General features: G+C 68.3%; 23 protein-coding genes. 14 read left to right on the top strand and 9 right to left on the bottom strand.

The features are described from left to right. Positions 1 to 4: 4 nt before the first annotated feature. Positions 5 to 757 carry a HesA/MoeB/ThiF family protein gene (locus A7E77_RS13245; RefSeq protein ID WP_063688585.1) on the top strand — a complete coding sequence of 251 codons (753 nt, stop codon included), beginning with the start codon at positions 5 to 7 and terminating at the stop codon, positions 755 to 757. A 4-nt stretch (positions 758 to 761) separates the two neighbouring features. Here A7E77_RS13245 and galU read toward each other — a convergent pair whose 3' ends face one another. Next, positions 762 to 1,631 (bottom strand): UTP--glucose-1-phosphate uridylyltransferase GalU, encoded by an 870-nt coding sequence (gene galU, locus A7E77_RS13240; RefSeq protein WP_063688583.1) that lies wholly within the window; start codon positions 1,629 to 1,631, stop codon positions 762 to 764. An 87-nt stretch (positions 1,632 to 1,718) separates the two neighbouring features. Between galU and wecB the strand changes: the two genes are divergently transcribed. The 6 genes from wecB to A7E77_RS13210 all read left to right on the top strand — a co-directional run bounded on the left by wecB (position 1,719) and on the right by A7E77_RS13210 (position 7,965). After that, positions 1,719 to 2,855, top strand: coding sequence for a non-hydrolyzing UDP-N-acetylglucosamine 2-epimerase (gene wecB / locus A7E77_RS13235; protein ID WP_063688580.1), 1,137 nt, complete (start codon positions 1,719 to 1,721; stop codon positions 2,853 to 2,855). After that, a complete protein-coding gene (gene wecC / locus A7E77_RS13230) occupies positions 2,839 to 4,137 on the top strand; it encodes a UDP-N-acetyl-D-mannosamine dehydrogenase (protein WP_063688577.1) in 1,299 nt (432 codons plus the stop codon). The genes wecB and wecC overlap by 17 nt, the downstream gene beginning before the upstream one ends. 85 nt (positions 4,138 to 4,222) lie before the next feature. Beyond that, positions 4,223 to 4,984: a metallophosphoesterase family protein gene (locus A7E77_RS13225; protein ID WP_063688575.1), complete on the top strand. Its 762-nt coding sequence runs from the start codon at positions 4,223 to 4,225 to the stop codon at positions 4,982 to 4,984. Between the two features lie 212 nt (positions 4,985 to 5,196). Further along, a complete protein-coding gene (locus A7E77_RS13220; RefSeq protein ID WP_024310507.1) occupies positions 5,197 to 5,445 on the top strand; it encodes a hypothetical protein in 249 nt (82 codons plus the stop codon). Between the two features lie 319 nt (positions 5,446 to 5,764). After that, complete coding sequence (locus A7E77_RS13215) at positions 5,765 to 6,748, top strand: aspartate carbamoyltransferase catalytic subunit (RefSeq protein ID WP_063689960.1); 984 nt, start codon at positions 5,765 to 5,767, stop codon at positions 6,746 to 6,748. Beyond that, positions 6,745 to 7,965 carry a dihydroorotase gene (locus A7E77_RS13210; protein ID WP_063688572.1) on the top strand — a complete coding sequence of 407 codons (1,221 nt, stop codon included), beginning with the start codon at positions 6,745 to 6,747 and terminating at the stop codon, positions 7,963 to 7,965. The genes A7E77_RS13215 and A7E77_RS13210 overlap by 4 nt, the downstream gene beginning before the upstream one ends. Before the next feature lie 25 nt (positions 7,966 to 7,990). Here A7E77_RS13210 and A7E77_RS13205 read toward each other — a convergent pair whose 3' ends face one another. The 3 genes from A7E77_RS13205 to A7E77_RS13195 are packed head-to-tail and all read right to left on the bottom strand — an operon-like array spanning position 7,991 to position 10,527. Then, positions 7,991 to 9,298, bottom strand: coding sequence for an SPOR domain-containing protein (locus A7E77_RS13205; RefSeq protein ID WP_063688569.1), 1,308 nt, complete (start codon positions 9,296 to 9,298; stop codon positions 7,991 to 7,993). 46 nt (positions 9,299 to 9,344) lie between these two features. Further along, the gene (locus tag A7E77_RS13200; protein ID WP_063688567.1) at positions 9,345 to 9,779 is read right to left on the bottom strand and encodes a hypothetical protein; all 435 of its coding nucleotides are present in this window, start codon (positions 9,777 to 9,779) and stop codon (positions 9,345 to 9,347) included. Between the two features lie 25 nt (positions 9,780 to 9,804). After that, entirely contained in the window at positions 9,805 to 10,527 is a 723-nt protein-coding gene (locus A7E77_RS13195; RefSeq protein ID WP_043059038.1) for a ParA family protein, read from the bottom strand. A gap of 151 nt (positions 10,528 to 10,678) precedes the next feature. Here A7E77_RS13195 and A7E77_RS13190 point away from each other — a divergent pair, with 151 nt between their 5' ends. Further along, a complete protein-coding gene (locus tag A7E77_RS13190; RefSeq protein WP_063688564.1) occupies positions 10,679 to 11,692 on the top strand; it encodes an SPOR domain-containing protein in 1,014 nt (337 codons plus the stop codon). A 159-nt stretch (positions 11,693 to 11,851) separates the two neighbouring features. Here A7E77_RS13190 and serB read toward each other — a convergent pair whose 3' ends face one another. Beyond that, entirely contained in the window at positions 11,852 to 12,727 is an 876-nt protein-coding gene (gene serB / locus A7E77_RS13185) for a phosphoserine phosphatase SerB (protein WP_063688561.1), read from the bottom strand. Here serB and miaA point away from each other — a divergent pair. The 6 genes from miaA to leuA all read left to right on the top strand — a co-directional run bounded on the left by miaA (position 12,726) and on the right by leuA (position 20,049). Beyond that, positions 12,726 to 13,649, top strand: a complete 924-nt coding sequence (gene miaA, locus A7E77_RS13180) for a tRNA (adenosine(37)-N6)-dimethylallyltransferase MiaA (protein WP_063688559.1) — start codon at positions 12,726 to 12,728, stop codon at positions 13,647 to 13,649. The two genes, serB and miaA, sit on opposite strands and share 2 nt — an antisense overlap. Before the next feature lie 71 nt (positions 13,650 to 13,720). Beyond that, complete coding sequence (ilvB, locus tag A7E77_RS13175; RefSeq protein ID WP_063688556.1) at positions 13,721 to 15,478, top strand: biosynthetic-type acetolactate synthase large subunit; 1,758 nt, start codon at positions 13,721 to 13,723, stop codon at positions 15,476 to 15,478. 145 nt (positions 15,479 to 15,623) lie between these two features. Then, complete coding sequence (ilvN, locus tag A7E77_RS13170; RefSeq protein WP_017978368.1) at positions 15,624 to 16,139, top strand: acetolactate synthase small subunit; 516 nt, start codon at positions 15,624 to 15,626, stop codon at positions 16,137 to 16,139. A gap of 123 nt (positions 16,140 to 16,262) precedes the next feature. Then, positions 16,263 to 17,282: a ketol-acid reductoisomerase gene (ilvC, locus tag A7E77_RS13165; protein WP_017978367.1), complete on the top strand. Its 1,020-nt coding sequence runs from the start codon at positions 16,263 to 16,265 to the stop codon at positions 17,280 to 17,282. Positions 17,283 to 17,545: 263 nt separating this feature from the next. Beyond that, entirely contained in the window at positions 17,546 to 18,154 is a 609-nt protein-coding gene (locus tag A7E77_RS13160) for a YceI family protein (protein ID WP_017978366.1), read from the top strand. Positions 18,155 to 18,390: 236 nt separating this feature from the next. Continuing rightward, complete coding sequence (gene leuA, locus A7E77_RS13155; protein WP_063688554.1) at positions 18,391 to 20,049, top strand: 2-isopropylmalate synthase; 1,659 nt, start codon at positions 18,391 to 18,393, stop codon at positions 20,047 to 20,049. A 33-nt stretch (positions 20,050 to 20,082) separates the two neighbouring features. Here leuA and A7E77_RS13150 read toward each other — a convergent pair whose 3' ends face one another. From A7E77_RS13150 to A7E77_RS13135, 4 genes are all read right to left on the bottom strand, one after another. Beyond that, positions 20,083 to 20,436 (bottom strand): HesB/IscA family protein, encoded by a 354-nt coding sequence (locus A7E77_RS13150; protein WP_063688551.1) that lies wholly within the window; start codon positions 20,434 to 20,436, stop codon positions 20,083 to 20,085. Continuing rightward, a complete protein-coding gene (locus A7E77_RS13145; RefSeq protein ID WP_063688548.1) occupies positions 20,436 to 20,888 on the bottom strand; it encodes an SUF system Fe-S cluster assembly protein in 453 nt (150 codons plus the stop codon). Before A7E77_RS13145 ends, A7E77_RS13150 begins: the two co-directional genes overlap by 1 nt. Beyond that, complete coding sequence (locus tag A7E77_RS13140; protein ID WP_063688545.1) at positions 20,885 to 22,093, bottom strand: aminotransferase class V-fold PLP-dependent enzyme; 1,209 nt, start codon at positions 22,091 to 22,093, stop codon at positions 20,885 to 20,887. Before A7E77_RS13140 ends, A7E77_RS13145 begins: the two co-directional genes overlap by 4 nt. Positions 22,094 to 22,298: 205 nt before the next feature. Further along, positions 22,299 to 23,363 (bottom strand): SufB/SufD family protein, encoded by a 1,065-nt coding sequence (locus A7E77_RS13135; RefSeq protein ID WP_063688542.1) that lies wholly within the window; start codon positions 23,361 to 23,363, stop codon positions 22,299 to 22,301. Positions 23,364 to 23,588: the final 225 nt, after the last annotated feature.

Raw genomic sequence — 23,588 nt, 5'->3', positions numbered from 1 at the left:
GCGCGTGATCCTGTCGGACGCCGAACTCACCCGCTACGCCCGCCATATCATCCTGAAGGACGTGGGGGGTGCGGGTCAGCAGCGCTGGAAACAGGCGCACGTACTGGTGATCGGCGCGGGGGGGATCGGCTCGCCCGCGATCCAATATCTCGCCGCTGCCGGCATCGGCACGCTGACGATCGTCGACGACGATTCGGTCGACCTATCGAACCTGCAACGCCAGACGATCTACACGACCGGGGACATCGGGCATCGAAAGGCCGAGGCCGCCGTTGCCGCTGCACGGCGACTCAACCCGCATATCGAGGCGCATGCGGTCTGCCAGCGGATCGATGCCACCTCGATCGCGCCCCTGCTCGCGGACGCGCATGTCGTTCTGGATGGCTGCGACAATTTCGCGACGCGGCTGGCCGTGGCAGATGCCGCTTATGCCGCACGCGTGCCGCTGGTGTCGGCTGCAATCGGCCAGTTCGACGGACAGCTCGGCGTGTTCCGTGGCTGGGAAGCGGACAAGCCCTGTTATCGCTGCTTCGTCGGCGACGATCCAGAACGCGCGGGCGTCAGTTGCTCCGAAGACGGCGTGTTGGGGCCGATGGCCGGCATGATCGGTAGCTTGGCGGCGCTCGAGGTGCTGCGCGCGCTACACCCCTTCGGTACGGACGCGGCCGGCAAGCTGCTACTCGCCGACACGCTCGACTTGCGCTTCCGCACCCTGTCGCTGCCCAAGGACCCCGGCTGCCGCACCTGCGGCGGCTGACGGATCAGCCGAGCAGCGTCTGCGCGAAGCTGCGCACCGCCGGGCCGATGTCCGGCCGCGCCAGCGCCAGTGCCAGGTTCGCCTGGATATAGCCCGCCTTATCCCCGCAATCGTAGCGCGCGCCATCGAAGGTGAAGCCGTGGAACGGCTGCTGGCCAATCAGCTGCGCCATGGCGTCGGTCAGCTGGATCTCGCCCCCCGCACCCTTTTCCTGGCGCTCCAGGATGCGCATCACTTCCGGCTGCAGGATGTAGCGCCCGGGGATCATCAGGTTCGACGGCGCGGTGCCCTTCGCCGGCTTTTCGACCAGCGCCGTGACCTCGGTCAGCCGCCCATCGACCTTCCCCGGCGAGATGATGCCATATTTGTCCGTCTCGCTATCGGCCACTTCCAACGCGCCGACGATGTTGCCGCCGACCTTTTCGTAAGCGGCGACCATCTGCGCGACGAAGCCCGGCGTGCCGACCATCAATTCGTCGGGCAACAGCACCGCAAACGGTTCGTCGCCGACGATTTCGCGCGCGCACCAGACGGCGTGGCCGAGGCCCAGCGGCTCCTGCTGGCGGATGTAGACCGGGCTTCCCGGCTTCATACGCGTGCCGTTGACGATCTCGAGGCTCTTGCCCCGCGCGCGCATCGTGTCTTCCAGTTCGTAGGCGATGTCGAAATGATCTTCGAGCGCGTGCTTGCCGCGGCCGGTGACGAAGATGATCTGCTCGATCCCCGCCTCGAGCGCCTCGTCCACCGCATATTGGATCAGCGGCTTGTCGACGACCGTCAGCATCTCCTTCGGCATCGCCTTGGTCGCCGGCAGGAACCGGGTGCCGAGGCCCGCGACCGGGAAAACCGCCTTGCGTACGCGCTTGATCGTCATCAGTGCCCCTAAATCCGGCATGACGCCGCAGAAAAACGGCGCCAACGTTAACTCGCTTATTAACGGGCGCCGCACTAACCTTCGGCAATGACTACGACAAGCCGTCCCCGAACTCTGGTGATCTTCGGCACCCGGCCGGAAGCGATCAAGTTGTTCCCGGTCGTCCGGGCGCTGCAACAGGTCGATGGCATGGACGTCGTCACCTGCGTGACCGCGCAGCACCGGGGATTGCTCGATCAGGTGCTGGCGATCGCAGGCCTCACCCCGGATGTCGACCTCGACCTCATGGAGCCGGGCCAGTCGCTCGACCGCCTGACCGCGCGCCTGCTGATCGCGTTGGGCGAGGTGATGGATCGAGTCGCGCCCAACCGTGTCATCGTCCAGGGCGACACCGCGACCGCCATGGTGGGGGCGCTCGCTGCCTATTATCGCAAGATTCGCGTCGCGCACGTCGAAGCGGGGCTACGCTCGGGCGACATCTATCATCCTTGGCCCGAAGAGGTGAACCGCCGCATCGTCGCACCGATCGCCGACCTGCACTTCGCGCCGACCGAGACGGCAGCGGCCGCTCTGGCGCGCGAGAATGTGACGGAGGGCGTCCATGTCACGGGCAACACCGTGATCGACGCGCTGCATTGGACGCGCGTACGCATCACCGAACAGCCGGACCTCGCCGGCGATCTCGCCCCCCTGCTCGCGCGCTTCGCCGGCAAGCGGATCGTGTTGGTCACGACGCATCGTCGCGAGAATTTCGGCGACGGCATGGCGGCGATCGGGCGGGCGATCGCGCGGATCGCGGCACGGCCGGACGTCGCCGTGCTCTTCCCGATGCACCCCAATCCCAATGTCGCGGCCGTCATGGACGCTGTGCTACCGGCCGCCCCGAACGTCGCGCGGATCGCGCCGCTCGATTATCCGCATTTCATCCGCGCGCTCGACGCCTGCACGATCGCATTGACCGACTCGGGCGGCGTGCAGGAGGAAGCACCCGCACTCGGCAAGCCCGTGCTGGTGATGCGCGACACGACCGAGCGGCCGGAAGGGGTCGCAGCGGGCACCGCACGCCTCGTCGGCACCGACGAAGCGCGCATCGTTTCCGAAGTGTTCACCCTTCTCGACGACAAGGCGGCCTATACCGCCATGGCCCGCGCCCACAATCCGTTCGGCGACGGTCATGCCAGCAGCCGGATCGCAAGGATCGTCGCCGATGGTTTCGGACTCTGAATTGAAGGTCGTCGTCCTGGGGCTGGGCTATATTGGCTTGCCCACCGCCGCCGTGATCGCGCGCACCGGTGCGGGCGTGCTGGGCGTCGACGTCACGCCATCGGTGGTCGAGACGGTCAATTCGGGCCGCGTGCATATCGAGGAGGTCGACTTGGACGGCCTCGTCTCCGGCGTGGTCGCCCGCGGATCGCTGCGCGCCTCGCTGACGATCGAGCCGGCGGACGTCTTCGTCATCGCAGTGCCGACGCCCTTCGCAGAAGATCACGCGCCCGACATCCGCTTCGTGCTCGACGCCGCGACGACGATCGCCGCCGTACTCAAGGCGGGCGATACGGTGATCCTCGAATCGACATCGCCGGTCGGCACGACCGAGCGGGTCCGCGATCTGCTCGCCCAGTTGCGCCCCGACCTGCGCGTACCCGGCCGCGCCGGCGAAGCCGCAGACGTCGCCATCGCCTATTGCCCGGAACGCGTGCTGCCCGGCCGCATCCTCGTCGAGCTGATCGACAACGATCGCGTGATCGGCGGCATCACCCCGCGCTGCGCGCGCAAGGCGCTGACCTTCTACCGCCGCTTCGTCCGCGGCGCGTGCGTCACCACCAACGCCCGCGCCGCGGAGATGACGAAGCTCACCGAGAACGCCTTCCGGGACGTCAACATCGCCTTTGCCAACGAACTGAGCCTCGTCGCGGATACGATGGGCGTCGACGTGTGGGAGGTGATCCGCCTCGCCAACCGCCATCCGCGCGTCAACATCCTGCAACCAGGCCCCGGTGTCGGCGGCCATTGCATCGCGGTCGATCCCTGGTTCCTGGTCCATGCCGATCCCGCCAACACGCCGCTGATCCGCACCGCCCGACTGGTGAACGACGGCAAGACCGATCACGTCATCGCCCAGGCCGCCGCGCTGATCGAGGCGCACCCGGGCGCGCCGGTTGCGTGCCTCGGCCTCGCGTTCAAGGCGAATATCGACGACTTCCGAGAGAGCCCGGCGCTCCGCGTCGCGCAGGCGCTCAGCGAACGGTTCGGGGCACGCGTCAGGATCGTCGAGCCCTATGCTGACCGCCTGCCCCCCGCGCTGGAAGCCCATGGCGCGACGCTGATCGACATCGACACCGCCATCGACGCCTGCCCGATCATGATCGTGCTGGTCGACCATGACGTGTTCCGATCGGTGCCTCTGGAGGAGCGCGCCGACAAGCTGGTGCTCGACACGCGCGGCATCTGGCCGGACCAGCCCGCCCCCCGATCGCCGCGCGACGCGCTCCGCCTCGCGGGTTGACGCCTGCCCGTCAGGCGCGGTTCAGGGTGTTGCCGCGACCAGTACGGCGCCCTATCTGCCCTGCCTGCTCGACTGACGGGATTTCATGCTCAAAAAGTTGCTACAGGGGCGCCGCGCGGCGGCCGCTCCCACCCCTGCGATCCCCGATGGCGAACGCGTCTATGCGGTGGGCGATATCCATGGCTGCGACGACCAGCTAAGCCGCCTGCTCACCGCGATCGACGCGGACGAAGCGGCGCGCGGATCGGCGCGGACGACGCTGATCTTCCTCGGCGACCTGGTCGATCGCGGCCCGGCCTCTGCCGGGGTCATCGAGCGGCTGTATCGCCTGGCCGCAGACCGCCCCGCCACCCGGTTCCTGCTCGGCAATCACGAGGAAGTGTTCCTCGATGCGCTGAAGGGCGACCCGAAGGCGCTCCGCATGTTCTGCCGCATCGGCGGGCGCGAGACGATCCTGAGCTATGGCGTCGATTCCACCGAATACGACCGGATGGACTATGACGAACTGCATCAGGCGATGCAGCGCCATGTGCCGGCCGAGCATCAGGCCTTCGTCGAGCGATTCGAAGACCTGATCGTCATCGGCGACTATGCCTTCGTCCACGCCGGCGTCCGCCCCGATACCGATCTGTCGGCCCAGCGCAGCGCCGACCTGCGCTGGATTCGCAAGCCATTCCTCGATCACAGCGGCCCGTTGGAAAAGGTGATCGTCCACGGCCACACGATCAGCGACGATCTCGACGTGCAGGGCTATCGCATCGGCGTCGATACGGGCGCCTACCAGACCGGGCGACTGACTGCGCTGGGACTGGAGGGCACCGCGCGCTGGACCGTGCAGGTCGGCTGACGGGCTGAAGGGATATTCTGGCCCGGTCAGACGTTGTTGGCGCGGCATATGGGGGGGTTCATGCCGGACCGACCCCTGCTATGACCGCGGAGACGGCATCATCCGGTGTCGTATGAAATGCTGTCCGCGAGCGTAAACGGCCGGCGTGAGTGGTTGTCTTGTTTACCTGTTTATGGCAGGGCGACCGTGACGAACATGAAGAGGGAGTTTTTATGCGTCTTGGGAAGTATCTGATGGCCGCTGCGGCCGCGACGATGGCTGTTGCTCCGGCGGTTGCCGCTCCGGCGAACCCGGCGGCGAGCCTGTCGGTCGCCAAGTCGGTCCGCACCGGTTCGGTGTCGGGCAAGAAGAACGAGCTGGCCGGCGGCGGCATCCTGATCGCCGTTCTGGCGGTCGCTGCCGTGGCTGCTGGCATCGTCGTCGTCGCTGACGACAACAGCGGCAAGGCCGACAGCAACTAAGTTGCTGTGACAACTTCGGTTGGGAAATAGCGGTCTTCGGGCCGCTATTTTTTTGCCCGCCGTCTGTCACCCGGTTCGCGGTTAGGGCGTGATGACATGGAGTTCATCCCCCTTCTCCGTTCGCCCTGAGCCTGTCGAAGGGCGGGGCGCGACAGGCGAGGTCGGCACGTGCGGGCACCTGTGCTTAGACAAGCTCAGCACGACCGGTTCTATCTCATGTCATCAGGCTCTAGCCCATGGCGACGGGCTATCGTGATGATGCGGGCACGCGCCCTTCCCGGTTGCCCCTGCCCCGCGCGCCCGCTAACCGGGCGACTTGATGCAAGCCTCCGATCACAGCCCCGCCGCCCAGCTTCCGGGCGGCGCCGTTTTCCCGCACCGGCACCTGACCGGCATCGACGGCCTTCAGCCGCATGAGATCGCCTTTCTGCTCGACGAGGCGGAAACCTGGATCGCGGCAAACCGCAACCATGCGGCGCCCGACAAACGCCTCGACGGCCTGACGCAGATCAACGCCTTTTTCGAAAACAGCACGCGCACGCTGCTCAGCTTCGAAATCGCGGGCAAGCGCCTGGGTGCGGACGTCGTCAACATGCACGCCGCGCAATCGAGCGTGAAGAAGGGCGAAACGCTGATCGACACCGCGCAGACGCTGAACGCCATGCGCGCCGACGTGATCGTCATCCGCCACATGGCGAGCGGCGCGGTGCGGCTGATTGCGGACAAGGTCGACTGCCCGGTGCTCAACGCCGGCGACGGGCGCCACGAACATCCGACGCAGGCGCTGCTCGACGCGCTCACCATCCGGCGCCGCCGCGGCAGCATCGCCGGCCAGCGCGTAGTGATCTGCGGCGACGTGCTGCACAGCCGCGTTGCGCGCTCCAACATCCTCGCGCTCACCGCGCTCGCCGCAGAGGTCCGCGTCTGCGCGCCCTCGACGCTGATGCCCAAGGCGATCGAGCGGATGGGCGTCACCCCCTTCACCGATTTCGACAAGGCGCTGGTCGGCGCCGACGTCGTCATGATGCTGCGGGTGCAGAACGAGCGGATGGCGGGCGATTACATTCCGTCAAGCCGCGAATATCGGCTCCGCTACGGCCTGACACCGGAGCGAATCGCCCGGCTGCCCGACGCGTTGGTCATGCACCCCGGCCCCATGAACCGCGGCGTCGAGATCGATTCGAGCGTCGCGGACGGGCCGCAATCGGCGATTACCGAACAGGTGGAGATGGGGGTGGCGGTGCGCATGGCCTGCCTCGACGTACTCACCCGCCGCGCGCGCAAGGTGGAGGGCTGGGCATGAACGGCATCGCCTTCATCAACGCCCGCCTCGCCTGCCCCACCGGCGGCGTCCGCGACGGCAGCCTGCTGGTCCGTGACGGCACGATCGTCGCCAGCGGCACGATCGACGTGCCCGCCGATGCGACAATCGTCGATTGCGGCGGCAAGACGCTCAGCCCCGGCATCGTCGACCTCGGCGTCTTCCGCATCGATCGCGCCGCCTTCCGGGCAGGCGGCATCGTCCGCGTCGCGCTGATGCCGGATGGCAATCCGGTGCTGGACGATCCCGGCATCGTCCAGCGCGCCGCACTGATCGGTAAGCCCGACCTGTGGATCCACCCCATCGCCGCGGCAACGCGCGGCCTGGCCGGGGCAGAGATGGCGGAAATGGCGATCTGCGCGTCCGCGGGCGCGCGTGCGGTCGGCACGGGTCGCGGCTGGATCGCCGATTCGGGCGTCATGCTGCGCGTCCTCGCCTACGCACGTGACCTCGACATCGCCGTCGTCGCCCATGCCGAGGATGGCGCATTGACCGCGGGCGCCGTCGCGACCGATGGCGAGACGGCGACGCGGCACGGCCTGCCCGCCGCCCCCGCGGTCGCCGAAGCCTTGGCCGTCGCGCGCGACCTGATGCTGGCAGAGGAAACCGGCGCCCGGCTGCACATCCGGCAGGCGACCACCGCTGCGGCCTTCGATCTGATCCGCGCCGCCAAGCGCCGCGGAGTCCGCGTCACCTGCGGTATCACGCCCGCCCATCTGCATCTGTCGGATATCGCGATGAGCGATTTCCGCACCTACGCCCATGTCTCCCCGCCGCTGCGCAGCGAGAGCGACCGGCACGCCGCCCGCGCCGCGATCGCGGACGGGACCATCGACGTGCTGTGCTCGGGCCACGATCCGCACGGCCCGGAGGCCAAGCGTCTCCCCTTCGTCGATTCGGCGGCCGGCATGGCGGGCGCGGAGACGCTGTTGCCGCTAGGGCTGATGCTGGTGCGCGACGGGCTGCTGCCGCTCGAGCGGCTGCTGGCGATGCTGTCGGTCAACCCTGCGCGCGTGCTGGGACTGGAGACGGGCACGCTCGCCACCGGGCAGCCGGCGGACCTGATGCTGTTCGATCCGGAAACGCCCTGGCAGGTCGATGGCACCGCCTTCGCCTCAGAAGGCAATACACCCTTCGACGGCCTGCCCATACAGGGCCGGGTGCTGCGCGTGTGGAAGGGCGGGCGCGAGATCGCCTAGGCGACCCGCGCGCTCCGCTTGCCCGTCAGCGCGACGCCAGTTGTACGGGCGTGCGCAGCCATTGCGCGATACGATCCCCCGCCTCGCGGCGGACGAAGCAGGCGCCGCCCTTGGCGCGGTATGCGCGGCACATCTGCACCGCCGCATCGCGGGTAAAGCCACCCACCGACAGACGGTACAGCGACCCCTGTTCGGCGGCGAAGCGCGCGCCCGTGGGCTGATGGCCGGACAGTGAGGCGAAACGGCGCGTCGCATTGGCCCAGCCAGACCGGGCCACCGCCGGGTTGCTGAACGCACCCAATTGGACGAACCAGTCGCCGGCCGGCGCGGATCGGGCGAGCGGCGTCGCCGCAGGCACGTCCTGCACCACATGGCGCTGACCACTGCCAGCAAGCGCCAGCTTGGCGGGCGTGGCATCGGCGCGGATCAGCATCGTCGGCGCTGGCTGCACCGCATCGTGCTGCGGTGGGAGGTCGACCTTTGCGAATTGGACCGCCGGTACAGGGGTCTCAGCGGCAACCGGGGCAGGCGTCTCGACCGCGGCCGTCTGCACCGGCGCATCCGGCATCGGCGTCACCGGCGTCGGCGCGTTGAGCGCCAGCGCGACCGGTCGGCCCGTATCGGCAACCGGCCGCACGCCGAGCAGGCTCGCGACCTGATCGGGCGCGCCTTTCGGCTGGGTGAAGGCGGCCCATTGCTCCATGCGCGCGTCGAGATCGGCGGACGACATATCCGCCGCCGCGGCGATCCGCGCCATGTCCCAGCGCCCGGCGAGCGCATAGCTCAACGCCAGGTTCTGGCGGATCTTCGCGGTCGCGCCCGGCGCGCGCGCCGCGGCATCGAGGATCGTGATCGCGCCTGCCGGATTGCCGGCCAGCGCGGTCGCGAGGCCTAGGTCGGCGGCGGGAATATCCTTGGCATGGGCGTCCAGCGTCGCGCGCGCCGCGGACCAGTCGCCCGTCGCGATCTGCGCGAGCGCGAGGTTGAGCGCGGCCTTGCCGTTGCCCGGCATCAGATCGACGACATCGGCAAAGGTGTCGCGCGCCGAGGCGAAGCGCCCTGCCTGCAGATAGCCCTGACCCAGCAGCATGCGATAGCCCGCGTCGCGCGGTGCCTGCGATACCGCGCTTTCGGCATAGGCCACCGCGGACGGGTCTCGCGTCGCCAGTGCGCGCGCGGCCTTTTCGGCGTCGCGGTGCGCCGCCTTGGCGGTACGCGCCGCTGCGCGGTCGCTCGCCTTGGCAAGGTGATTGCCGGTCGCGGTACAGCCGACCATCGTGCCGCCGAGCACGAGCGCGGACAGGCCGAGCGACAGGATGAGACGCGGTGTCATCGGATAAACCCCCAGTGTTTCGCGACCCTGGTGCGGTGCGGCCGGGTCATGGCCGAGTCCTTGCGCGCGACAATTGCGCGACGAGCGTATCGACCTCGGGCACCGCGATGAGCAGCACGTCGAGGGCGTCGGTCAGCAGATCCTGTGCGGATCGATCGGTGATGGCGCTGGCCAACCGTAGTCGCAGATGCCGATCGGCATCGATACGCAGCGCCAGGGCTACCTGCCCTTCGGTCGGCGTCTCGCGCTGGATGCGCTGGGCTGCGGCAAGGGATACCTCGGCCACCGCGGCAGGTCGGCCAATTTGCGCCTCGAGCAGGTCGCTCTGGACGAGCACGGGTGGAACGCTGTCTGCCGCCCCCATGTCGTTCCAGCCGAGGTCATCGCTCTGGCTGGGGGGAAAGCTCATCAGCGCGCCGCTGCGCATCGCCGGCCGCGCCTGCCCCTTGCGGGCGAGCAGGCCGGACGACAGGGCCGCCATCGGCTTGGGCGAAGCGGTCACGCGATCAGCCCCCGATCACCCGGCGACCGAAGCCACCACCCGCCGGACGCGCGCCGAAACCGGCATGGCCCGACGCATTCGGCACGCTGAACACCGTCCGGCGGAAATTCTTCTCCAGCCGGTCGGCGACAAACGTCCACAATTCCGTAATCTCTGCCGCGGATCGTCCGTCCGGGTCGACCTCCATCACGGTGCGGCCATCGATCATCGACGCCGCGAAATCGGTGCGCTGGTGAATGGTGGTGGGGGCGACGGTGCCGTGCTGCGACAGCGCGATCGCGGCCTCGCTGGTGATGCGGGCATGCGGCGTCGCGCCATTGATGACGAACACCACCGGCTTGCCCGCCCGCTCGCACAGATCGACGGTCGCCCCCACCGCGCGCAGATCGTGCGGGCTGGGCCGCGTCGGCACGACGACGAGTTCGACGACGGCGATGACGCTCTGGATCGCCATGGTGATCGCCGGCGGCGTATCGATCAGCGCCAGCTTGAATCCCTGCTGCCGCAAGACTTCCAGGTCGGCCTGCAGCCGCGCGACCGTGGTCTGCGCGAAGGCGGGAAAGTCGGCGGTCCGCTCGTTCCACCATTCGGACAGGCTGCCCTGCGGGTCGATGTCGATCAGCACGACGGGACCATTGCCGGCCATCTGCGCCTGCACGGCGAGATGCCCCGACAAGGTCGTCTTGCCCGACCCACCCTTTTGCGATGCCACCGCGAGGACGCGCATAGCTTCCCTTCGAACCGTCCAAATCTGTCGCGATACCTGTCAGATCGAGGCTAAGAACCGGTTAATGGGACGGTGTGCGGCGATCCCACTTTGCCTTGCGCGATCTGGCGGGGCATGGTGGCGGCAACACGGGATCAAAAAGGGCAGCGGAATGCGGAACTTCGGTGGACTCGCACGCGCGGCGCTGGCGGCGGGCATGGCGCTCGCCACGCCGGCGGGCGCGCAGAGCGTCAAGGCGGGCGTCGACGCCTGGGGTCGCGGCGATTACGATGGCGCGGTCGCGCAATGGCGCGGGCCGGCGGTGGCGGGCGACGCCGATGCGCAGTTCAACCTCGGCCAAGCGTACAAGCTTGGCCGCGGCGTGCCGGTCGATCCGGCGCTTGCGGAAAGCTGGTTCCGCAAGGCGGCGCTCCAGGGCCATTTTCAGGCGCAGGACAATTACGGGCTCGCGCTGTTCCAGTCGGGCCGCAAGGCCGAAGCCGCGCCGTGGCTGGAAAAGTCGGTCGCCCGCGGCGAGCCGCGCGGGCAGCTGGTGCTCGGCACGATGCTGTTCAACGGCGACGGCGTGCCGCGCGACTATCCGCGCGCCTATGCGCTGATGACGCTGGCCTCGCAGGCGGGGCTCAAGGCCGCGTCGGAAACACTGGCGCAGATGGACCAGTACATCACCCCGGCCGACCGCGAGCGCGGCACGGCGCTGGCCCAGCGGTATGGCGACGAATTGCGCAATGCGCCGCCTGCCGCCCAGCGCAACCCCGCCGTGGCGACGACCAGCGTGCCGCCCTCGCGCACCGTCGAAACGCCCCGGCCCGCCAAGACGCCGCCGCGCGAGCCGGAGGACGTCATCCCGCCGCACCAGCGCTCGCCCGATCGTCCGGTCAACGACCGGATCGCGCCGCATGAAGCGATCCGCAAAGCGCCGGCCGCCACCGCTGCCCCCGCCGCCATGGGCGGATCGTGGAAGATCCAGCTCGGCGCGTTCAGCACCCAGGCGAATGCCAGCACGCAATGGGCGCGCGTTCGCGGCAAGCTGGGTGGCGCGCAGCCCGTCTACGCCAAGGCGGGCAACGTGATCCGGCTGCAGGCCAGCGGCTTCGCCAACAAGGCTGCGGCGCAAAAGGCATGCGCGGCTTCGGGCGTGTCCTGCGTGGTGGTGGCGCCCTAACCTCGGCGAGGTTCGGGCGGCCTGCCCTCCCCGTCAACCCGGACTCGTTCCGGGGTCCACTCCGCGGCGAGGGGGATGGTTCGAGCCTCTTGCCGACCCCTTTCCGCGCGGTGGACCCCGGAACAAGTCCGGGGTGACGGGGTGGATGCGGATCGTCGCCTACGCCACCCAATCCTTCCGCGCATAGCCCTGCGCGTAGAGCAAAGCGGTCAAATCCCCATGATCCACCCGCGCCGCCGCGGCGGCGGCGACGATCGGCTTGGCGTGATAGGCCACGCCCAGCCCCGCCGCGCCGATCATCGCAAGATCGTTCGCGCCGTCCCCCACCGCTAGGCTCAGCACCGGGTCGATCCCACGCTCCGTTATCGCGGCACGCAGCGTTTCCTCCTTGGTCGCCGACCCCACGATCGGCTTGTCGACCGTGCCCGTCAGCCGGCCGTTCTCGATCAACAGGACGTTGGCGATCGCGCGGTCGAAGCCGATGTCCGCCGCCACCGGCTCGGCGAACCGCGTAAAGCCGCCCGACACCAGCACCGCATGCCCGCCGTGCGCGCGCATCGTCCGCACCAGCGCCTTGGCACCCGGCATGATCGTCACCCGCTCGGCAAGGCATTGCGCGATCACGTCTTCGCTCAGCCCTTTTAGCAGCGCGACGCGGGCGTCCAGTGCCCCTTCGAAGTCGAGCTCGCCACGCATCGCCGCCTCGGTAACGGCGGACACCTCCGCCTTGATCCCGGCATAGTCCGCGAGTTCGTCGATGCATTCGACGGTAATCATCGTCGAATCCATGTCGGCGACGAGCAGCGATTTCCGCCGCGACGCGGTCGGCTGAACGAAGACGTCGGTGGCGGCAAACGCGCCCTCCAGCGCCCCGCGCCCCGCCGCCGCGTCGCGGGCGAACGGGACATCCGCCGCGACGCCCTCGTCCAGCCACGCCGCCGCGCCGGGCGCACATCCCGCCGCCGCCAGCCGGTCGACTGCGGCCGACAGGTCGCCTCGCGTCAGCGCTTCGCCTATGAGCGTCGCCGTGAACATGTCCGTCTCCCACCCCAAACCGAGCGTCGCGCTCATCGCAGGGCCGACCGCCAGCGGCAAGTCCGCTGCGGCGATCCGGATCGCCGAGCGCCACGACGGCGTCGTCATCAATGCCGACGCGAGCCAGGTCTACGCCGACCTCCGAATCCTCACCGCCCGCCCCGATGCCGCGGAAGAGGCGCGCGTGCCACATCGCCTGTTCGGTCATGTCGATGGTGCCGACGCGCGTTATTCCGCCGCGCGCTGGGCGGACGAGGCGCGCGCCGCGATCGACGCGGTCCACGCCGAGGGCCGCCTGCCCATCCTGGTCGGCGGCACCGGCCTGTACATGCGCACGTTGCTCGACGGTATCGCGCCCGTGCCGCCGATCGACCCCGCTATCCGCGCCGACGTGCGCGGCCTGCCGGTGGCCGAGGCGCATCGTCTCCTGTCACAGGAAGACCCCGCCGCCGCCGCCCGCCTCGCCCCGGCCGACACCACGCGGGTGGCACGCGCACTGGAAGTGGTGCGCGCGACCGGCCGGCCACTCGCGCATTGGCAGGCGCAGCGGGTCGGCGGTATCGGCGACCGCATCCGGCTCGCCGCCGCGATCCTGCTCCCCGACCGTTCGTCGCTGTTCGACCGGATCGACGCCCGCTGCGCGACGATGTTCGCCAACGGCGCCATCGAGGAAGTCGCCACGCTGCTCGCCCGTAAAGACCTGCCCGCCGACGCGCCGATCCGTCGCGCGATCGGCGTGCCGCCGATCGGCGAATATCTGCGCGATGCCGTCTCGCGCGACGCCGCACTGGCGCAGGTCCAACTCGACACACGGCGCTACGCGAAGCGGCAATATACGTGGTTTCGCCATCAACCGCCCGAAGAATGGCACATCGCGACAGAATCGAATGAAATCGATGTCGCCATAGCAAGTTTATTATAGAAAAGGGTTGACCCCCCCGGCCCGTCCGGCTACCCGCGCCGCACCAAACGCAATTCTGGTGGAGACGAACCGTGGGCGAAAAGAGCGGAGCAGACATCCTGGTCGAGGCGCTGTGCGATCTCGGCGTGGAGGTCGTGTTCGGCTACCCCGGCGGGGCGGTCTTGCCGATCTACGACGCGATGTTTCGGGCGAACGCCAACGGCACGCGGATCAAGCACATCCTCGTCCGCCACGAACAGGCGGCGACGCATGCGGCGGAGGGCTATGCCCGCTCGACCGGCAAGCCCGGTGTCGTCCTCGTCACCTCCGGCCCCGGCGCGACCAATGCGGTCACCGGCATCACCGATGCTTTGCTCGATTCGATCCCGATGGTCGTCATCACCGGCCAGGTTCCGACCGGGCTGATCGGCACCGATGCGTTCCAGGAAGCGGACACGGTCGGCATCACGCGTCACTGCACCAAGCATAATTACCTGGTGAAAGACCCGGCAAAGCTGGGCCCGACGATCCACGAGGCGTTCCACATCGCGACCAGCGGCCGTCCTGGCCCCGTCGTCGTCGATATCCCCAAGGACGTCCAGGTCGCGACCGCGCGCTACACCAAGCCCGGCCCGATCCAGCACAAGACATATCGTCCGCGCGTCAAGGCGCCGCAGAGCGAGATCGAGCAGGTCGTCGACATGCTCGCTGCGGCGGAACGCCCGATCCTCTACACCGGTGGCGGCGTCATCAATTCGGGTCCGGCGGCGTCGCAACTGCTGGTCGAGCTGGCGCGTATCTCGGGCGCGCCCGTCACCTCGACGCTGATGGGCCTCGGCGCCTTCCCCGCTTCGTCGCAGCAGTTCCTCGGCATGCTCGGCATGCACGGAACGTACGAGGCGAACATGGCGATGAACCAGGCCGATCTGGTGATCGCGATCGGCAGCCGCTTCGACGACCGCGTCACCGGCCGCCTGGATGCGTTCAGCCCGAACAGCCGCAAGGTCCATATCGATATCGACCGATCCAGCGTGAATAAAAACGTCCGCGTCGACCTCGCCGTCATCGCCGACGCCGGCCATGCGATGGAAGACATGGTCCGCATCTGGAAGGCGCGCCAGCATCCCAAGCCCGACACCACCGACTGGTGGCGCCGCATCGCCGGCTGGCGCGCGGTCGGCTGCCTCGACTTCCCCGAAACCGCCAGCGACATCATGCCGCAGCGCGCGATCCGGGCGTTGTGGGAGGCGACGCACGCGCGCAACCCGATCATCACGACCGAGGTCGGCCAGCACCAGATGTGGGCCGCGCAGCATTTCGGCTTCGAGAAGCCGAACAAGTGGCTGACCAGCGGTGGCCTCGGCACGATGGGCTATGGCCTGCCCGCCGCGATCGGCGCGCAACTCGGCAACCCCAATGCGCTCGTCATCGATATCGCGGGCGAGGCCAGCATCCAGATGAACATCCAGGAACTGGCGACGGCGACGCAATATCGCCTGCCGGTCAAGATCTTCATCCTCAACAACGAATATATGGGCATGGTCCGCCAGTGGCAGGAACTGACCTATGAAAGCCGCTATGCCGAAAGCTATTCGGACAGCCTGCCCGACTTCGTGAAGCTGGGTGAGGCGTACGGCTGGAAGGGCATATTGATCGACCGCCGCGACCAGCTGGAGGACGGCATCCAGGCGATGCTCGACCATGACGGCCCGGTGATCGTCGACTGCCGCGTCGCGAAGCTCGCCAATTGCTTCCCGATGATCCCGAGCGGCGCTGCGCACACCGACATGATCCTGCAGGCCAATGAGGTCAGCGGCACGATGGACGACGAGGCGAAAGCGCTGGTTTGACCCTTTATTCCTCCCCGGCACGGGGAGGGGGACCATGCGGAGCATGGTGGAGGGGGAGTGCGGCAAGCGATGGCGCCGGTGGAGGGCCCCCTCCACCACTCGCTACGCGAGCGGTCCCCCTCCCCGTTCCGGGGAGGAATTTGACTTGCACATCAAGACCGAAGCCACCGAACGCCACACGCTGGCGGTCATCGTCGACAACGAACCGGGCATCCTCGCGCGGATCGCCGGCCTGTTCACTGCACGCGGCTATAATATCGAAAGCTTGACCGTCAGCGAGATCACCGCCGACAAGACGGTCAGCCGCATCACCATCGTCACCAGCGCCTCGCCGGCGACGATGGAACAGATCATCGCCCAGCTCGATCGGCTAGTGCCCGTCCACAAGGTGACGGACCTGACCGCGCAGGGCGCGCACGTCGAACGCGAGCTCGCGCTGGTGAAGGTCGCGGGCAGCGGCGATCACCGGATCGAGGCGCTGCGCCTCGCCGACGTGTACCGCGCCCGCGTGGTCGATGCGACGACGACCAGCTTCGTGTTCGAGGTGACGGGTTCGATCGAAAAGATCGACAAGTTCGTCGAACTGATGGGCGAAGTCGGCCTGATCGAGGTCGCCCGTACCGGTATCGTCGCCATCGCCCGCGGCAAAGAGGCGGCGTAAGTTTCACCACCCGTTCCCCACAACCCTCCCGTCACCCCGGACGTGATCCGGGGTCCCGCTTCTTCAACTGGCGGGACAACAGCGGGACCCCGGCTCAGGGCCGGGGTGACGAAAGGAAGTACAATGAAGGTCTATTACGATCGCGACGCCGATCTGAACCTGATCACCGACAAGAAGATCGCCATCGTCGGCTATGGGTCGCAGGGCCACGCCCATGCGCAGAACCTGCGCGACAGCGGCGTCAAGGACGTGGCGATCGCGCTGCGCGAAGGATCGGCGACCGCCAAGAAGGCGATCGACGCAGGCTTCAAGGTGCTGTCGAACAAGGAAGCGGCGGCATGGGCCGACATCGTCATGATCCTGGCGCCCGACGAACACCAGGCCGCGATCTGGGACGCGGACCTCAAGGGCAATATGAAGCCCGGCGCGGCGCTCGCCTTCGCGCACGGCCTCAACGTGCATTTCGGCCTGATCGAGCCGCCCGCGGACATCGACGTCATCATGATCGCGCCCAAGGGCCCCGGCCACACCGTGCGCAGCGAATACGTCCGCGGTGGCGGCGTGCCCTGCCTGATCGCGATCCATCAGGACGCCAGCGGCAATGCGCATGACGTCGCGCTCGCTTATGCGTCCGGCGTCGGCGGTGGCCGGTCCGGCATCATCGAAACCAACTTCCGCGAGGAATGCGAAACCGACCTGTTCGGTGAGCAGGCCGTGCTGTGCGGCGGCATCACCCACCTGATCCAGGCGGGCTTCGAGACGCTGACCGAGGCGGGCTACGCCCCCGAAATGGCCTATTTCGAATGCCTCCACGAAACCAAGCTGATCGTCGACCTGCTGTATGAGGGCGGCATCGCCAACATGCGCTATTCGATCAGCAACACCGCCGAATATGGCGACATCGTCACCGGCCCGCGGATCATCACCGAAGAGACGAAGAAGGAAATGAAGCGCGTGCTCGCCGACATCCAGTCGGGCCGCTTCGTCAAGAACTTCGTCCTCGACAACCGCGCCGGCCAGCCCGAGCTGAAGGCCAGCCGCAAGCAGGCCGCCGCGCATCCGATTGAAAAGGTCGGCACCGAACTGCGCGCCATGATGCCCTGGATCGGCGCCAACAAGCTGGTCGACAAGGCGAAGAACTAAGCGATCCTGTAAATCCTCCCCCGCCAGGGGGAAGGGGACCGTTCGGCGCCAGCCGAATGGTGGAGGGGGAGGACGGCGACGCCCGTCCAGCCGAGGCGTGTCGCTTCCCTCCCCCTCCGTCACGGCTTCGCCGTGCCACCTCCCCCTGGCGGGGGAGGACTACGACAGCCAAGCGCGCAACCAACCGTTTCCGAACCGGCACTTTCCCCCTGCGCAGCGTTATGGTCAAACCCGAAACGATTGTTCCCAGGGAGACCCACCACATGCGCCTGATCCTCGCTGCCGTCCTGGCCGCTGCCGCCGTGCCCGCCATCGCGCAGGCCCCCGCCGGCCTGCCCGGCTCGCCGAACGCCGCCGCCGTGACCGCCGGCACCTATGCCGTCGACCCCGCGCACACGCAGGTGACGTGGACGCTCAACCATATGGGCTTCAGCATGCTGTCCGGCCAGTTCGGCGCGGAAGGCGGCTCGCTGACCATCGATCCCAAGCGCCCCGCCGCGGCGAAGCTCGACGTCACGTTCGCGATCAACAAGCTGTCGACCACGTCGGAACAGTTCAAGCATCATCTGGAATCGAAGGACTTCTTCGACGCCGCCACCTATCCGACGGCGCGCTTCGTTTCGACCTCGGTCGTCGCCAACGGCAATCGCGCGAAGATCACCGGCAACCTGACGATCAAGAACGTCACCAAGCCAGTGACGATCGATGCGACCTTCGTCGGTGCGGGCACGAACCCGATGAGCAAGAAGCTGAACTTCGGCTTCCGCGGCACCGCGATGATCAAGCGCAGCGATTTCGGACTCGGCTATGCGCTCCCCGTCGTCGCCGACGACGTGAAGCTCGACATCAACGCCGCCTTCACCGCGCAATAAAATGGCCGTGCGTGCGGGATGGCCTGAAACTTTTCCGCACGCACCGCCCGTTTGGCGGGTGGACAAAGCCGCCGCGCTCCGTCATGACGCAGCCGTGATGATGAGCGCCGCCGCCACCCTGCGACTTACCCGCCCTTAGGGGCGGCCACTGCTCATGCATGCTCCCCTAAGGGCCGGATAACGCTTCAGCGCCACCTTGCCGCGCCGGCTGCGCGCGGCCGACGACGGGACTCCCCATGCTTCGCGATCCTTCGACCAAATACCGCCCCTTCCCCACCATCGACCTCGCCGACCGGCAATGGCCGTCGCGGGTGATCACCCAGGCGCCGCGCTGGCTGTCGACCGATCTGCGCGACGGCAATCAGGCGCTGATCGACCCGATGGACGCGGAAAAGAAGACCCGCTTCTTCGACCTGCTGGTGAAGGTGGGCCTCAAGGAAATCGAGGTTGGCTTCCCGAGCGCCGGTGCGACCGAATTCGACTTCATCAGCGGCTTGGTGAAGACCGATCGCATCCCCGACGACGTGTTCGTGCAGGTGCTCACCCAATCGCGCCGCGACCTGATCGAGACGAGCTTCGCGTCGCTGGACGGCGCCAAACAGGCGATCGTCCACCTCTACAACGCCGTCTCGCCGGCGTGGCGCAAGATCGTGTTCGGCATGACCCGCGCCGAGGTGAAGCAGATCGCGATCGAAGGCGCCAAGGTGCTGCGCGACGAGGCGGCCAAGCGCCCCGACACCGATTGGCGGTTCGAATACAGCCCCGAAACCTTCTCGACCGCCGAACTTGATTTCTCGGTCGAGGTGTGCGCCGCGGTGATGGACGTGCTGCAACCCACCGCCGACAAGCCGATCATCTTCAACCTGCCCGCGACGGTCGAGTGCGCGACGCCCAACGTCTATGCCGACCAGATCGAATGGTTTGGGCGCAACATTCCGAACCGCGACGCGGTGGTGATCTCGCTCCACACCCACAACGATCGCGGCACCGGCGTCGCCGCGGCGGAGCTGGGGCTGATGGCCGGCGCCGATCGCGTCGAGGGCTGCCTGCTCGGCAACGGCGAGCGCACCGGCAATTGCGATCTGGTGACCGTCGCGCTCAACATGTACACGCAGGGCGTCGACCCGCGGCTCGACCTGTCGGATATCGATGCCATCGTGAAGACGGTGGAATATGCGACGCGCATCCCCGTCCATCCCCGCACCCCCTATGCCGGCGAGCTGGTGTTCACCGCCTTTTCGGGCAGTCACCAGGACGCGATCAAGAAGGGCTTTGCGGCCCGCGAACAGCAGAACGACGAGGCGTGGGAAGTCCCCTATCTGCCGATCGACCCCGCCGACCTCGGCCGCAGCTACGAAGCGGTGATCCGCGTCAATTCGCAATCCGGCAAGGGCGGCGTCGCCTGGGTGATCGAGCAAGACAAGGGGCTGAAGCTGCCCAAGCGGCTGCAGGCCGATTTCAGCCGTCACGTCCAGGCGCTCGCCGACGAAACCAGCCGCGAACTCGGCGCCGCCGACATCTGGGGCCGGTTCGAGGCGACCTACCTCCCCCGCGAAGGCGACCGGTTCGTGCTGCGCGATTACGAGGAACGCGGCAGTGCCGGGGATCGGCTGTTCGTCGGCCGCGTCGCGGTGGATGGCGAGGAGCGCTCTATCTCCGGCCGCGGCAACGGCTTGATTTCCGGCGTCATTGCGGCGCTCGGCGAGACGACGGGGCCGGACCTCGACGTAGTCGATTACAGCGAGCACGCCATCGGCCATGGCGCCGATGCGCAGGCCGCAGCCTATGTCGAATGCCGCACCGCCGACGGGCGGACCGTGTTCGGCGTCGGCCTCGATACCGATATCGCCACCGCCTCGGTCCGCGCCGTGCTCAGCGCCGCCAACCGCGCCTGAAGCCCCCGGAGGCGCCGCCCCCGGGGGGGCGCCTCAGACGGTGAAGCTCTCGCCGCAGCCGCAGGCGCCCTTGGCGTTGGGGTTGTTGAAGACGAAGCCGGCGGTGAAATCGTCCTCCACCCAATCCATCGTCGATCCGACGAGATACAGGATCGAGCCACCGTCGACGAACAGCGTGCCGCCGGGCGTCTCGATCCGCTCGTCGAACGGCTTCGCCTCGGTGACGTAATCGACCGAATAGGCGAGGCCCGAGCAGCCACGGCGCGGCGTCGACAGCTTGACGCCGATCGCGCCGTCGGGCGCGCGCGCCATCAGGTCGGCGATGCGCGCATCCGCCGATGGGGTGAGGATCAGCGGCGCCGGGCGCTGACGGAACGTGGTGGCCATCACAGCATCCCCAATTCGAGTTTCGCCTCGTCGGACATCTTCTGCGGATCCCAGGGCGGGTCCCAGACGAGGTTGACGTCGGCGAAGGCGATGCCGGGCACGGCAGCGACGCGCATCTCCACCTCGGCCGGCATCGATTCCGCCACCGGACAATGCGGCGTGGTGAGCGTCATCGTCACCACCGCCTGCCCCTCGGCCGTCACCTCGACGCCGTAGATCAGGCCGAGGTCGTAGATGTTGACCGGAATTTCGGGGTCGTAGATTTCCTTGAGCGCGTCGATCACGCCTTCGTACAGCGCGCCGCCGGGCTCGCCGGGCGCATCGCCCTGCGGCTTCTGCTGGAGGAAGCCCGACAGATAGTCGCGCTGGCGCGGCTCCACAGCGTCTTCGACGCGCGCGCGCGGCGGTGTCTCCACCGCATCCACTTCCTCGATACGGATCGTATCGCTCATCCGAATATCCTCGTTACGCGTTCGACGCCCTTCGCCAGCGCCTCGATATCCTGCGGGCCGTTATAGACCGCGAAGCTCGCCCGCGCGGTCGCGTCGACGCCCAGCGCCTCCATCAGCGGCTGCGCACAATGGTGGCCGGCGCGGATCGCCACGCGGCCTTCGTCCAAGATGGTGCCGACGTCGTGCGGATGCACCCCTTCGACCGCAAAACTGACGATGCCGGCGCTGTCCTCCGGCCCGAACAGCCGGACCGAGTTGAGTGACGACAGCGCCGCGCGGGCATCGCGCACCAATGCGGTTTCGTGCGCGTGGATCGCGGCGAGGCCGATGCCCTCGACGTAATCGATCGCGGCAGCGAGGCCGAGCGCGCCGACGATATGCGGAGTGCCTGCCTCGAACCGGCCCGGCGGGGGCGCATAGGTCGTCTTGGCGAAGGTGACGCGATCGATCATCGATCCGCCACCCTGATAGGGCGGCATCGCCGCGAGCAAATCGCCCCTGCCCCACAGCGCACCGATGCCCGTCGGGCCGTAGAGCTTGTGGCCGGAGAAGACGTAGAAATCGCAACCGATCGCGGCGACATCGACCGCGACGCGCGGCACCGCCTGGCACCCGTCGAGCAGGATTTTCGCACCCACGGCGTGCGCGAGTTCGGTCGCGCGCTTGGCGTCGAGCACCGAGCCGAGCACGTTCGACACATGCGCCAGCGCGACGAGCTTGTGCTGCGGCGTCAGCATGCGCTCCATCGCGTCGAGGTCGATGCGATGGTCGTCCGTCAGCGGCAGCACGTCGATCGCGGCGCCAACGCGTTCGGCGACCATCTGCCACGGCACGATGTTGCTGTGATGCTCCAGCATCGACAGCAGGATGCGGTCGCCGGCCTTCAGCTGCGTCGCCGCCCAACATTGCGCGACGAGGTTGATCCCTTCGGTCGCGCCGCGGACGAAGACGATCTCGTCGGGGGTCGTCGCGCCGATGAAGCGCGCGACCTTCTGCCGCGCGGCCTCATAGGCCAGCGTCATGTCGGCGGAGCGCTGATACACGCCGCGGTGGACCGTCGCATAGGTTTCGCCATAGGCGCGGGCGATCGCGTCGAGCACGGGCTGCGGCTTCTGCGCGGTGGCGGCGGTGTCGAGATACGCCCAGCCGGCGGGGATCGCGGGGAAGTCGGCGAGCCGGTCGAGCGGGGCTTCGGTGGCGGTCATGCGACGGCTCCGCACGCGCGGAAGTGGACGAAGTGGAGGGTATGTAATCCTTCAAAACGCCCTCTCCCGGCACGGGGAGGGGGACCGCGACGCGCAGCGGCGTGGTGGAGGGGCAGCCCCCAGCGACAGCCCTGCCGGGCTGCCCCTCCACCATGCTGCGCATGGTCCCCCTCCCCGTGCCGGGGAGGATTTGGGCTCAGCACCCTCACAACGCGCGCTCCAGCCACACATCGGCGTCGGCTGCGAACACTTCGCGCACCTGCTCATCCGCGATCCGGTCGAGCGCATCCGCGACGAACGCGCGGGTCAGGAGCGCCTTCGCGCGCGCCGCCGGGATGCCGCGGCTCTGCATGTAGAAGAGCGCGCGCGCGTCGAGTTCGCCGACCGTGGCGCCGTGCGCACACTTCACGTCGTCGGCGAAGATTTCGAGCTCGGGCTTCAGGTTCACCGTCGCGGTACGTTGCAGCAGCAGGCCGCGCAGCGACTGTTCGCCGTCGGTCTTCTGCGCATCGCGTGCGACCTCGACCGCGGCGGCGAGGCTGACGGTCGAGCGATCGGCAGCAACCGCGCGCCAGAGTTGGTGCGACTGGCCGTTGGGGTGGGCGTGGCGGACACGGACCGCGCATTCCTGGCGCTGCTCGTCACGGGTCAGCAGCGCGCCGCCCAATTCGGCATAGGCGCCGTCGCCGTTCAGCGTCAGCGCGGCGTCGAGGCGGGTGCCGGCAGCGGTGGCGCCCAATGCGACGCTGACGAAGCTGGCGGCTTCGGCGATGGCCACCTCGTCGCGGGTCGAGACGAAGCCCGCATCCGGCACGATCCGCACCGCGCGCATGACGCGGGCGCCCTTGCCCAGATCGAACTGGGTCAGCGTGTTGGTCCAGCCCGCGCCGGTATAGGTTTCGACCAGCGTGAGAACGGCGTCTTCGCCGAGCGTGATGCTGAGCGGGGTGTGGCCGTCACCGCCCGCATTGGCGCGGACGATCTCGAGGCGGGTGACGCTCTGGGGCGCGAGCGTCACGCCAAGCCCCTGCCCCGCCGCATGGCGGGCGAGCGGGTGGTCGCTGGCGAACGTCGTGGGCGCGATGTCGAGCCCGGCAGGCTGGTCGACCAGATCGCCGTCCACGAACACCAGCCGGATGGCGTCGGCCAGTATCGGTTGCGGGATCGCTGCCGTCGTCGCGGACAGCGCGCGCGCGGCCTGCAGCGCAGGCATGTCGGCCCAGCGGAACGCCTCGTCGCGGGTGGTGGGAAGGTCGAGGACGTCGGTCATGCGGCGAGGCTCTTTTGATCGCGCGAAGACGCGAAGACGCGAAGAGACGAGGTTTCACGCGGAGACGCGGAGACGCGGAGACGGAGCGAGATGGTGCCTGCAGCGCTTGGCTTCCAGTCCTCCCCCGCCAGGGGGAGGTGGCGCGGCGCAGCCGTGACGGAGGGGGAGGATACGGCGAGGCTCAGGTACGCGGAGACGCCCCCTCCACCCCTCGCCTGCGGCGAG

Source organism: Sphingomonas sp. NIC1, from assembly GCF_001638925.1.
Classification (GTDB): domain Bacteria; phylum Pseudomonadota; class Alphaproteobacteria; order Sphingomonadales; family Sphingomonadaceae; genus Sphingomonas; species Sphingomonas aquatilis.
Note: the sequence above shows the minus strand (reverse complement) of the source record. Positions and strands in the feature narration are given on the sequence as shown.